This is a genomic window from Neorhizobium puerariae (assembly GCF_042429745.1).
Taxonomy (GTDB): Bacteria; Pseudomonadota; Alphaproteobacteria; order Rhizobiales; family Rhizobiaceae; genus Neorhizobium; species Neorhizobium puerariae.
This window is the reverse complement of record NZ_JBHMAA010000013.1, coordinates 207,061-219,525: the sequence shown is the minus strand read 5'-3', so window position 1 is coordinate 219,525 and position 12,465 is coordinate 207,061. Positions and strand designations below refer to the sequence as shown.

Sequence of the window (12,465 nt, the reverse complement as noted above, 5' to 3'; positions counted from 1 at the left end):
TCGCGTTTCGCCGTCAGGCACTGACGGCGAATTGCCTTGCCGGAAGGCCGGTGCCGGCGGCTCTGGCCGCCTTGCCGAACACGTTGCCGATGCCGATCAGGACCGGTTCGTCGATGCCGATCTCCACCATTGCGGCGGGCAGGTCGCCGAGCGACCCGCTCCACTGCCGCTCGTTCGGCCGGCTTACCGCGCTGACGATGACGGCGGGCATTGTGGACGTCATTCCGGCTTTCGTCAGCCTTGCCGCGATTTCTCCGGCGGTGCGGCCGGCCATGTAGTAGATCGTCGTGGTGCGCGGATCGGCGAGGCCCTTCCAGTCGAGATTGTCCGGCAGGGTTCCCCTGCGGGAATGGCCGGTGACGAAACGGACGCCCTGGGCATGGTCCCGATGGGTGAGCGACACGCCGAGCCGGCTCGCCATGGCGCTGGCGGAGGTGATGCCCGGCACCACGTCGACCGGGATGCCCTCGCCCTCAAGGCAGGCGATTTCCTCGCCGGCGCGGCCGAAGACCATGGGGTCGCCGGATTTCAGCCGCACGACGCGTTTCCCCGCCTTCGCGAACGTCACCATCATGTCGTTGATGTCTTCCTGCCGGCAGCTTTCCCGGCCGCCGCGTTTTCCCACCAGCATGCGCCTGGCCTCCCGCCGGGCAAGTTCCAGCACGTCGTCGGAAACGAGATCGTCGAAGAGGATGACATCGGCGGCCTGCAGGGCGCGCACGGCCTTGAGCGTCAGCAGTTCGGCATCGCCGGGGCCTGCGCCGACCAATGTGACGCGACCGGTCGCGGGGGCTTCCGAAAGCCTCTCGGCATCCTTCAGAAGCGCCACGCCATCAGCCTCCTCCGGCATGTTCGGACTGGTGAACGCACGGTCGACGAAACGCTCCCAGAAGGCGCGGCGCTGCTGGCCGGCGGCCAGGCGCTCGTTGATCTTCTCCCGCAGCGAATGGGCGAGCGCGGCCCAACCTTTCAACGATTGCGGCAGCAGCGTTTCGATGCGGCGGCGGATTGCCTGCGCGAGGATGGGCGCCGCTCCGTCCGTCGATATGGAGACGACGACGGGTGAACGGTTGACGATCGAGCCGAACTGGAACTGGCAGAGGGCCGGCTTGTCGATCACGTTCACCGGTATGCCGACCGCGCGCGCTGCATCGAAAAAAGCTTCCGCCTCATCGTCCTCGTCGCAATCCGCAATCGCGATGGCCGCGCCGGCGAAGATGTCGGCATGCCAGCCATGACGGTGATGGATGTAGCGGCCCTGCGGATGTTCGGCGCCGCGCGCGATCAGCTTTTCGAACGTGCCGGAAAGTTCCCCGGCATAGATATGTACCTCGGCGCCGCAGGCGGCCAGAAGTTCCGCCTTCCAGGCCGCGGCATCCGAACCGCCGGCGACGACTGCCCGCTTGCCGTCGAGAGCCCAGAACACGGGAAGCTTGGCGAGCGGCGCCATGCGGGCGGGGGCTTCATTCCGCTGCTGCTGCAAGACATCCATCGATGATCCCCCTGATTTCGGCGCGACAGGAGCCGCAGTTGGTGCCGGCATTGGTTTCCCTGCCGACGGCTTCGACACTCACGGCGCCGCCGCGAATGGCAGCGATGATCCGGTTGGCGCCGACCGAGAAACACGAGCAGACGGTGGCACCGGGATCGGGCTGGTCCGCACCCGGCCTGCCGGCAACGATGGCGAAACGCTTGCGCAGGTCGGAATGCGAGGCGGAAAGCTGGCCGATCGCCCAGTTGCGGGCGACCGCGACCGGTTCGCGCGCGAGGAACAATGCCGCCAGCAAGGTCCCTTCGTCGAAGAAGGCCAGCCGCAGGTCGCCTGTCTGGTGATCGGCATAACCGAGCGGTTCGATTCCGGCGGGGATCGAAAAAGTCTCGCGGCACCAGGCCGTCCAGTCGCCGACCGTATCGTCAAATGCCAGTTCGATCCGCCAGCCGCCCCCGGCCTTCGCCAGCGCCCAATATTGCGCCTGCGGCGCAACCGGTTTGGCGGCCGAGATGGCAAATCCATAGAAGCCGGCTTTGAAGGGACGGATGGCGACCGCGACGTTTTTCGAGGCCGGCTGGCCGGAATGGGGGTCGGTCACCGGGGGGACCAGGGCATCGATACGGGCCCTCGATGCGAACTGCTCGTTCCAGTGCATCGGCACGAAGACATTTCCACGGGCCTGCCGCTCGGTCACCAGCGCCCGGACCACGGCCTTGCCATGCGGGCTTTCGAGTTCCACCAGGCCCGCGCCGCGGATGCCGAGTTCCATCGCATCGCGCGGATGGATTTCCGCGAAGGGTTCGGCGATATGGCCGGAAAGCCTTGCGCTTTTGCCGGTGCGAGTCAGCGTGTGCCAGTGGTCGCGGATGCGGCCGGTGTTCAGCGTCAGCGGGTATTTTTCGTTCGTGTGGTCGGAAACAGGCGGCTGGACGGCGATAAACCGCGCCTTGCGATCCATGTGATAGAAGCCGCCATCGGCGAAGAAGCGGGTTCTATCGGAGGAACTTCCCGCCGGACGAGGCCACTGGAAGGGCGCCAAGGCGTCGTAATCCTTTCGATCGATCCCGGCATGGGCGCCGATATCGAAATCGCGGCTGCCCCCGTTCTCAAAGGCCGAGAGCGCTGCGTGTTCGGCGAAGATATCGGCCTGCGATCGATAATCGAAGCCGGCAAAGCCCATGCGGCGACCGATTTCGGCCATCTGCCACCAGTCGGGTCTTGCTTCCCCGGGGGCTGCGAGGAATTGACGCTGGCGCGAAATACGGCGTTCGGAATTGGTGACGGTGCCATCCTTCTCGCCCCAGCCGAGCGAGGGCAGCAGCACGTGGGCATGTCGTGTCGTGTCGGTGTCCTTCAGGACGTCCGAGACGACCACGAAGGGGCAGGCCCTGATCGCCGCTTCCACCGCATCGGCATCCGGCATGGAGACGACCGGATTGGTCGCCATGATCCAGAGGGCCTTGACGCGTCCGTCGGCGACGGCGTGGAACATGTCGACCGCCTTCAGGCCGGGCTTGTCGGCGATTGCCGGGGACGCCCAGAAGCGCTGCACGCGTTCGCGGTCCCCGGCGTTTTCGAGCGCCATGTGGGCGGCGAGCATGTTGGCAAGGCCGCCCACCTCGCGGCCGCCCATGGCGTTCGGCTGGCCGGTCAGCGAGAAAGGCCCCATGCCCGGCCGGCCGATGCGGCCTGTCGCCAGATGGCAGTTGATGATCGCGTTGACCTTGTCGGTGCCCGACGACGACTGGTTGACGCCCTGGCTGTAGCAGGTGACGACCTTTTCCGTCGTCTCGAACAATCGGAAGAATTCCCGCAGTTCCATGGCCGGCAGGCCGGTGCGTTCCGTCAGATCGGCGAGGGAAAGCGCGGAAGCCGCGGCAAGGGTTTCGGCAAACCCTTGCGTATGAGTGCCGATATAGGTCCGGTCGATTGCCGGGCCGGCGGCCAGATGGGCAAGCAGGCCCATGAAGAGCGCGACGTCGCCATCCGGCCTGACGGCCAGATGCAGGTCGGCGATGTCGCAGGTCATCGTGCGGCGCGGGTCGATGACGACGATCTTCATCGAGGGGCGGGCCGCCTTGGCCGCGGCAAGCCGCTGGTAGATCACCGGATGGCACCAGGCGAGGTTCGAGCCGGTGAGGACGACGAGGTCGGCGAGTTCGATATCCTCGTAGGTTCCGGGTACCGTATCCGAGCCGAAGGCGCGGCGATGGCCGGCGACGGAGGACGACATGCAAAGGCGCGAGTTGGTGTCGATGTTCGCCGAGCCGATGAAGCCCTTCATCAGCTTGTTGGCGACGTAATAGTCCTCGGTCAGCAATTGCCCGGATACGTAGAAGGCGACGGAATCAGGACCATGGTCCGTGATCGCCTGCGAGAATTTTCCGGCGACAAGATCGAGCGCTTCGTCCCATTCCGCCTGTCGCCCGCCAATCTCCGGAAAGAGTACCCGTCCTTCGAGGTCGATCGTTTCGGCCAGCGCCGATCCCTTCGAGCAGAGGCGGCCGAAATTGGCCGGATGCTCCGGATCGCCCTTCACCGTCACGGCGCCGTGGTCCGCCACTGTGGCGATGACGCCGCAGCCGACGCCGCAATAGGGGCAGGTGGTTTGGACGTCGGGGGGTATCGTTGCCCGCATGAGGACGTTACTCCGCCGCTACCAACATCAAATTTTCCAATGCGATGAAGAGCTTGCCGTCCTCGTTCTTCACGGGGACGGTGCGGACTTCGCCTTCGTCGGCGCCGAGCGCCTTGCCGGTCTCCAGCGAGATCACCCAGTTGTGCAGCGGGCAGGTGACCGCCTTCCCGTGGACGATGCCCTGGGAAAGCGGGCCGTTCTTGTGCGGGCAGTGGTCCTCTATGGCGAAGACCTCGTTTTCCGCCGTGCGGAAAACGGCGATCTTGCCCTGGGGCGTCTTCACGCAGCGCGCGCCGCGCAGCGGGATGTCGGAGAGGTCACCGATTGCGATCCAGTTCATGTCCATCTCCATCTCCCTATTCGGCGGCCTGCGGGTAGCCGATGGTCGCCATCGGCCGGAACTCGTGCTTGTCCTTGCCGGAGACGCGCTCCGACCAGGGATCGACCTGCGCGAATTTCTGGCTGAATACGAAGCGGTCGTAATAGGCCTTGCGCTTGTCGTGATCCTCCATGATCTGGCGGCGGACCTCATCGAGGCCGATGCGCTTCGCCCATTTGTAGATGCGCTCCAGATAACGGGCCTGTTCGCGGTACATCTGGGTCAGCGCCACGATGTGCTCCAGCGCCTCGTCCTCGGTCTTCACCAGCCCGAGCACTTCCGTCCCCTTGATGTCGAGGCCGGCGGCGCCGGCGAAATGAATCTCGAAACCGGAATCCACGCAGATGACGCCGACATCCTTGCAGGTCGCCTCCGCGCAGTTGCGCGGACACCCGGAGACGGCCATCTTCACCTTGGCCGGCGTCCAGGAGCCCCACATGAATTTCTCGATACGGATGCCGAGACCCGTCGAGTCCTGGGTGCCGAAGCGGCACCAGTCGGAGCCGACGCAGGTCTTCACCGTGCGCAGGCCCTTGGCATAGGCCTGGCCGGAGACGAAACCGGCCTTGCCGAGATCGGCCCAGACGGCCGGCAGGTCTTCCTTCTCGACGCCGAGGAGGTCGATGCGCTGTCCGCCCGTCACCTTCACCATCGGGATGGCGAACTTGTCGACAACGTCGGCGATGGCGCGCAATTCCTGCGAATTGGTGACGCCGCCCCACATGCGCGGCACGACGGAATAGGTGCCGTCCTTCTGGATATTGGCATGGACGCGTTCGTTGATGAAACGCGACTGGTAGTCGTCGGCATATTCGTCCGGCCAGTCGCAGACGAGGTAGTAGTTGAGCGCCGGCCGGCACTTGGCGCAGCCGCAGGAGGTCTTCCACTCCAGTTCCTGCATGACGGCCGGAATGGTCTTGAGTCCCTTGGCCTTGATCAGGCGGCGCACGTCGTCATGGCCGAGCTCGGTGCATGTACACATTGGCTGGACGGCCTTGGGATTGTAGGCGTCGCCGAGCGTGAGCGTCATGAGCTGCTCGACGAGGCCGGTGCAGGAGCCGCAGGAGGCGGACGCCTTGGTGTGCGCCCGGACGTCGTCGAGCGAGGTCAGGCTCTTGGCCGTGATCGCCGAGGTGATCTTGCCCTTGCAGACGCCGTTGCAGCCGCAGATTTCCGCATCATCCGGCAAGGCTGCAACGGCCGCCGTAGGGTCCAGCGGCGACCCTCCCTGGTAGGCCTGGCCGAAGATCAGCGTGTCGCGCATCTCGGAAATGTCGGTGCCCTTCTTCTTCAGGTCGTTGAACCAGGCGCCGTCCGAGGTTTCTCCGTAAAGGACCGTTCCGATGATGCGGTTGTCCTTCAGGACGAGGCGCTTGTAGACGCCGGCGGTGGCGTCGCGCAGGACGATTTCCTGCCGGTCGTCGCCATCGGCGAAATCGCCGAGCGAATAGAGGTCGATGCCGGTGACCTTGAGCTTGGTCGGCGTGTCGGAATGGGCGAAGGCGGGCCTGGTGTCGCCCGCGAGGTGCGATGCCGCCACCCGGGCCATCTCGTAGAGCGGCGCGACGAGGCCGTAGACCATGCCGCCGACTTCGGCGCATTCGCCGACGGAATAGATGTCGCCGTCGGAGGTCTGCATGCCGGCATCCACGACGATGCCGCGGTTGACCGCGAGGCCCGCTTCCCTGGCGAGATTGACGTTCGGGCGGATGCCGACGGCCATGACGACGAGGGTCGCCGGAATGATCGTGCCGTTGTCCAGCTCGACGCCTTCCACCCTGCCGTTGCCGACGATCGCCTTGGTATTGGCCTTGCAGATGACCTTGATGCCGCGCTCCTCGACGGCCTTCTGGAGCAGGTAGCCGGCGGCCGGGTCGAGCTGGCGCTCCATCAGCGTCGGCATGACGTGCAGCACGGTCACGTCCATGCCTCGCTGGGCAAGGCCGGCCGCTGCCTCGAGGCCGAGCAGACCGCCGCCGATGACGATCGCCTTCTCGCGCGATTGCGCCGCGAGCAGCATGGCCTGCACGTCGTCGAGGTCGCGATAGGTGATGACGCCCGGCAGATCCTTGCCGGGGACCGGGATGATGAAGGGCACGGAGCCGGTGGCGATGACCAGCTTGTCGTAGCTTTCGGTGACGCCGTGGTCGGAGGTGACGGTCCTGGCGGCGCGGTCGATCGCGACGATCCTGTGGCCCTTGTAAAGGGTGATGCCGTGGTCGATGTACCAGCCGTCGCCATGGATGACGATCTGTTCGTAGGTCTTCTCGCCGGAAAGGACCGGCGAGAGCATGATGCGGTCGTAGTTGACGCGCGGTTCGGCGTTGAAGATCGTGACGTCGTAGCGGCCGGGCGCCTGTTCGAAGAGGTGTTCCAGCATGCGCCCCGGCGCCATGCCATTGCCGATGATGACGAGTTTCTCAATCCGTGTTTCGGGCATGATCGTTACTCCGCGGCTTCGACGAAGCGGTGGCGCTCGTAGAGGAATTTCAGGACCGCCTCCCGGCACCTGAGATACGTGCGGTCGGAGGCGAGCTCGATGCGGTTGCGGGGGCGCTCGATCTGCACGTCGAGCACTTCGCCGATGCGGGCGGCCGGGCCGTTGGTCATCATCACGATGCGGTCGGAAAGCAGCACGGCCTCGTCGACGTCATGGGTGATCATCACCATCGTATTGCCGAGGCGGCCATGGATCTCCATCACCGCGTCCTGCAGACGGGCGCGGGTGAGCGCGTCGAGAGCGCCGAAAGGCTCGTCGAGCAGCAGGATCTTCGGCTCCATGGCAAGCGCGCGGGCGATGCCGACACGCTGCTTCATGCCGCCGGAGATTTCCGAAGGACGCTTGTCCTTGGCATGGCCCATCTGCACGAGGTCCAGGTTGGCCATGACCCATTCATGTTTCTCGACCTTCGTCCGGGTGTTCTTGAAGACCTTGGAGACGGCGAGGTTGACGTTCTCGTAGACGGTCAGCCAGGGCAGGAGAGAATGATTCTGGAAGACTACGGCGCGTTCGGGACCCGGCTCGTTGACCTCGCGGTTTTCCAGGAGAACCGCTCCGGAGGAAACGGGCGTCAGGCCGGCGATCAGGTTGAGCAGGGTCGACTTGCCGCAGCCGGAATGGCCGATGATCGAGACGAATTCTCCCTTGGAAATCGTCAGGTTGATGCCTTTCAGGACCTCGGCTCGCATGCCGCCCCGGTCGAAATGCTTGTCGATATGGTCGAGCTTGAGATAGGCGTTCATGGTCAATCCCTTCTGTGACGCAATTCCGGACGGGAAGCCGGTTCCCACTTCTCCTGGAATTGCCCGCTCCTCAGTTCGCCGAAGCGCCGCGGGTGATGAGTTTGCCGAGCGCGGCGACCAGCTTGTCGAGGGCGAAGCCGACGATGCCGATATAGGCGAGCGCGACGATGATGTCGGGAAGGCGCGACGAGTTCCACGCATCCCAGATGAAGAAGCCGATGCCGACGCCGCCGGTCAGCATTTCCGCTGCGACGATGGCGAGCCAGGAGAGGCCGACACCGATGCGAAGGCCGGTGAAGATGTAGGGTGCTGCCGACGGCAGCATGATCTTCCAGAAGAACTCGAACTGGTTGAGGCGCAGGACTTGCGCAACGTTGCGGTAATCCTGCGGGATGTTGCGCACGCCGACGGCGGTGTTGATGATCACCGGCCAGATGGACGTGATGAAGATGACGAAGATCGCAGAAGGATTGGCGTTCTGGAACGCGGCGAGCGACAGCGGCAGCCAGGCGAGCGGCGGCACGGTGCGCAGCACCTGGAAGATCGGGTCGAGGCCGCGCATTGCCCAGACCGACTGGCCGATGATCGCTCCGACGATCACCCCCGCCACGGCGGCAAGCCCGAAGCCGTAGGCGACGCGCTGCAGCGAGACGAGCACCCGCCAGCCGAGCCCGATATCCTGCGAGCCGTAGTTGAAGAAAGGATAGGCGATCAGGTCATAGGCTTCCGTCCAGACCTGGTGCGGCGAGGGAAGCGAGGCATTGGGAGACGAACAGAGGACCTGCCAGACGAGCAGGATCAATGCGAGCACGACGGCGGGCGGCACGACATTGTGCAGCGCCGCCAGGCCGGCACGCCTGAAATCGATCTTCGAAACCCGCTTGCCGGAAAAAGGCAGGACGTTGGTTTCCGGTTTTGCGGCCGCGGCCGCGGGAAGGTTTTCTTTTTTCGCCAGGGCGGACATCGGCGCGCTCCTCAGGTGGATGGAAGGCCGGCGCGCCCCGTCACGCGCCGGAAGGGAAATCAGGACGCAGCCTTGATGGACAGGCTGTCGAGATAGGCCGAGGGGTTTTCCGGATCGAAGACCTTGCCGTCGAAGAAGGTCTCCTTGCCGCGAGAGGACGAGGCCGGAATGTCGGCGGCGGCGACGCCGAGTTCCTTTGCGGCTTCACGCCAGATGTCCTCGCGATTAACCTGATCGACCAGCGCCTTGATGTCGGTGTTCGCCGGCAGGTTCCCCCAGCGGATGTTCTCCGCCATGAACCAGGTGTCGTGGCTCTTGAAGGGATAGGAGGCGCCGTCTTTCCAGAACTTCATATAGAGGTCGGTGCCTTTGACCTCGCGGCCGTTGCCGTAGTTGATGTCGCCCCTGAGGCGACCGAGGACGTCCTTCGGCGGCACGTTGAACCACTGGCGCTTGCCGAGGATCTCCGCCATCTCCGCCTTGTTGTCCATGCTCTCGCACCATGCCTGGGCTTCCATGACGGCCATCAGCAGCGCCCTGGCGGCATTGGGATTCTTTTCGATCCAGTCGGCGCGCAGGCCGAGCGCCTTTTCGGGATGCCCCTTCCAGAGCTCACCGGTCGTGGCCGCGGTGAAGCCGATGCCTTGGTTGACGAGCTGCTCGTTCCAGGGTTCGCCCACACAGAAGACGTCCATATTGCCGACCTTCATGTTCGCCACCATCTGCGGCGGCGGCACGACGATGGTCGAAACGTCCTTGTTCGGGTCGATGCCGCCGGCGGCGAGCCAGTAGCGAATCCACAGATCGTGGGTGCCGCCCGGGAAGGTCATGGCCGCCTTCACTTCCTTGCCTTCGGCCTTCTTCTTCTCGAATGCCGCCTTCAGCTTGGAGGCATCGAGCTGCACGCCGGTCTCGGCATATTCCTTGGCGACCGAGATGCCCTGGCTGTCGAGGTTGAGGCGGGCGAGGATCGCCATCGGCACCGGCTTGTTGTTCTGGGTGACCTTGCCGGTGTGTATCAGGTAGGGCATCGGCGAGAGGATGTGGGCGCCGTCGATGCCGTTCGCAGCGCCGCCGAGCACCAGGTTGTCGCGGGTGGCGCCCCAGGAGGCCTGCTTGGCGACATCGGCTTCCGGCAGGCCGTGCTTGTCGAAAAAGCCCTTTTCCTTCGCAATGATCAGCGGCGCCGAATCGGTGAGCGCGATGAAGCCGAGCTTGACTCCCTTCACTTCGGGACCCGCCCCGGCCGCGAAGGCGCCGGAGGGAAAGGCCGTCCTGACGGCGCCGACAAGGGCAGCGGTCGCAGTCGTCTTGAGCATGCTGCGGCGGGTGATGCCGGTCGTGAAAATCTTGGTCATGCGCAGGTTCCCTCTGCTGGCAGGTTTGGGCGGGCGGAATTCGGGCACAAAAAAAACGCCGCTCGGAGATTGCGTCCGCGGGAAGGGAGGTTCCCGGACTGCAAATCCTTGCGACGTCGGTGTCTTTTGCAGGCGCTTATGCCGCGCCTATCCGCGCCGGTCGCCGTTGACCGGTGCGAAATAGACAAAGCAAGCTGCGTGCCAGTTTTGGAGTGATTCTATAAGTTTTTGAAAAGCAACAATATTCAGAAAGAGAAAGTATCCGCTTAAATTATCGGCGGTATCTTGTGCTGCAATATTTTTGTGCGATTGCTAAAAAGAGAGCGCGCAAAGGATGGGCATCCGTCGTGTCAATTTCAGATTTCGTGGCGGTCCGGATGGTGGGGAAGAGGGCTGCGGACGGCGAAATTCCGGACATAGGCGGCCATTTCCGCCGGGTCGAAGACATGACCGTCCATGAAGCGGTCAGCCTTGCCGTCTCCCTCGGTGCCGATGTCCGGTTCGGCCGGTCCGATGCCCAACGCCTTCCTGTAGAGATCGGGCCGGTAGGCGCTCGCGGCCGCCCGAAGGCCCGCCTCGCTGAATTCGGCCTGCCCCCAGCGGATCATCTGGCTGTAGATCCACAATGCGTGGCCGGGTTTCGGATAGTTCGCAAAGCCGCGATGGAAGGTGAAATAATTGTCGATGACGCGGCGGTTGCCCTTGGCGTCGAGGCTGAATTGCCCCGCCAGCACATGGCGGATGATATCGACCGGCGCCGCGATGAAACGCGGATCGGCCAGCGCTTCCGCCAGCGTGTCGTGATTTTCGGCCTGGTCGCACCAGCGGGCGGCCGCGTCGAGCGCCGTGACGAGCCGGGAGACGGTTTCCGGGTGGCTTTCCGCCCATTCGGGCCGCATGCCGATCACCTTTTCCGGCGCTGACGGCCAGATATCCTGCTTGGCGGCGACGATGCGGCCCACGCCGCGCTCGGAGGCGACCATGTTCCACGGCGCGCCGACGCAGAAGCCGTCGATGGCGCCGGCCGCCAGGGCATCGGAGGTCAGCGGCGGCGGGACGACGACGAGCTTCACGTCCCGGTCCGGATCGATGCCGCCGGCGGCGAGCCAATAGCGGAATTCGTAATTGTGCGAGGAGAAGGGGTAGGTCATGCCGAGCGTCGGCAGGGTCTCGCCGCGTTCCTTCATGGCTTTCAGGACTTTTGCAAGCGCCCGGGCATTTTCCAGCGCGCTCGCCGTCTCCGAAATCCCGCCGATCCCGCGCATGCGCTCGAAAAGCCGGATGGACAGCGTGATGGCATTGCCGCCGCGGCCGAGAGAGAAGGGCGCGATCGTTGGCGAAGGATTGGAGCCGAGGCCCAGCATGGAAGCGACCGGCATGGGCGAAAGCATGTGGGCGATATCGAACTGCCGGAAGGCGAGGCGGTCACGGACGTTCGCCCAGGAGACATCCTTGACCAGATCGAGGGTCAGGCCTTCCTTCGCGGCGAAGCCGAATTCGGCGGCGGCGATCAGCACGGAGGCGTCGACCAGCGGAATGAAGCCGGTGCGCAGGACCTTCGGGCCTTCGCCATTCGAACGCGCCGGTGCCGCGAGTTTGCTTCCCGCCCGGCCGGTCCTCGATTGTCCGATCTTGCTCATCATGTTCACTCCGGCTTTCTCCCGGACGCTCCATTCGAATGCATCACATCAGCAGTCCCGCCGCCGTCACCACGCTCTGGGCGATCTCGGACATCTTCTTCTTTTCGTTCATGGCGGTCTGGCGCAGCAGCGCGAAGGCATCCTCTTCCGAAAGCCCGCGCATCTTCATCAATATCCCCTTGGCGCGCTCGATGACCTTGCGCTCTTCCAGCGCCGACTTGGCGTCGGCCAGCTCCCGCTGCAGGCGGCTGAAGGCGTTGAAGCGGCTGACGGCCATGTCGAGGATAGGCTTCACCCGCTCCTTCTTGAGGCCATCGACCACATAGGCCGAAACGCCGGCCTCCACCGCGGCCTCGATCGAAGCCGTGTCGGACCGGTCGACGAACATGGCGATGGGGCGGCTCACGGTGCGGGTGAGCTGGAACAGGTGCTCCATCATGTCGCGGTTCGGGTTCTCGATGTCGATGACGATCACGTCCGGCTTCAGCGTCTCGATGATCCGGGCGACGCCGTTGACTTCATGAATGACCGTGACATTGCCATGCCCCGCCTCCCGCAATCCTTCCTCGATGATGGAGGCCCGGATGGCGTTTTCGTCGATGACCAAGATAGTAAGATCGGGCGGTGGCATTCCTACAATGCTGCCGCAGTGCAACAATCTTGGCAAGCGCCATCCTCGTCGAAGCGATTTGTTCTGTCGCGAGGCGGTTGGAAAGAACCGGTTAACCTTTATTTTTTACTTCATAGGGAA

9 protein-coding genes are annotated in these 12,465 nt (G+C 64.3%); all 9 read right to left on the bottom strand.

Annotation, left to right across the window (positions count from 1 at the left end; translation table 11 throughout):
* Positions 1-13: 13 nt before the first annotated feature.
* The 9 genes from cysG to ACFFP0_RS11790 all read right to left on the bottom strand — a co-directional run bounded on the left by cysG (position 14) and on the right by ACFFP0_RS11790 (position 12,345).
* Positions 14-1,492, bottom strand: coding sequence for a siroheme synthase CysG (gene cysG, locus ACFFP0_RS11830; RefSeq protein WP_377260646.1), 1,479 nt, complete (start codon positions 1,490-1,492; stop codon positions 14-16).
* Complete coding sequence (locus tag ACFFP0_RS11825; protein ID WP_377260643.1) at positions 1,464-4,130, bottom strand: nitrate reductase; 2,667 nt, start codon at positions 4,128-4,130, stop codon at positions 1,464-1,466. Before ACFFP0_RS11825 ends, cysG begins: the two co-directional genes overlap by 29 nt.
* 7 nt (positions 4,131-4,137) lie before the next feature.
* Positions 4,138-4,476 carry a nitrite reductase small subunit NirD gene (gene nirD, locus ACFFP0_RS11820; RefSeq protein ID WP_377260640.1) on the bottom strand — a complete coding sequence of 113 codons (339 nt, stop codon included), beginning with the start codon at positions 4,474-4,476 and terminating at the stop codon, positions 4,138-4,140.
* Positions 4,477-4,486: 10 nt separating this feature from the next.
* Complete coding sequence (gene nirB / locus ACFFP0_RS11815) at positions 4,487-6,949, bottom strand: nitrite reductase large subunit NirB (protein ID WP_377260637.1); 2,463 nt, start codon at positions 6,947-6,949, stop codon at positions 4,487-4,489.
* 5 nt (positions 6,950-6,954) lie between these two features.
* Positions 6,955-7,752 carry an ABC transporter ATP-binding protein gene (locus ACFFP0_RS11810; RefSeq protein ID WP_377260634.1) on the bottom strand — a complete coding sequence of 266 codons (798 nt, stop codon included), beginning with the start codon at positions 7,750-7,752 and terminating at the stop codon, positions 6,955-6,957.
* A gap of 70 nt (positions 7,753-7,822) precedes the next feature.
* Positions 7,823-8,716, bottom strand: a complete 894-nt coding sequence (ntrB, locus tag ACFFP0_RS11805) for a nitrate ABC transporter permease (protein ID WP_377260631.1) — start codon at positions 8,714-8,716, stop codon at positions 7,823-7,825.
* Between the two features lie 59 nt (positions 8,717-8,775).
* Positions 8,776-10,074: a CmpA/NrtA family ABC transporter substrate-binding protein gene (locus ACFFP0_RS11800; protein WP_377260628.1), complete on the bottom strand. Its 1,299-nt coding sequence runs from the start codon at positions 10,072-10,074 to the stop codon at positions 8,776-8,778.
* Between the two features lie 356 nt (positions 10,075-10,430).
* Positions 10,431-11,723, bottom strand: coding sequence for a CmpA/NrtA family ABC transporter substrate-binding protein (locus tag ACFFP0_RS11795; protein WP_377260625.1), 1,293 nt, complete (start codon positions 11,721-11,723; stop codon positions 10,431-10,433).
* A gap of 34 nt (positions 11,724-11,757) precedes the next feature.
* Entirely contained in the window at positions 11,758-12,345 is a 588-nt protein-coding gene (locus tag ACFFP0_RS11790) for an ANTAR domain-containing response regulator (protein WP_377260623.1), read from the bottom strand.
* Positions 12,346-12,465 lie beyond the last annotated feature (120 nt).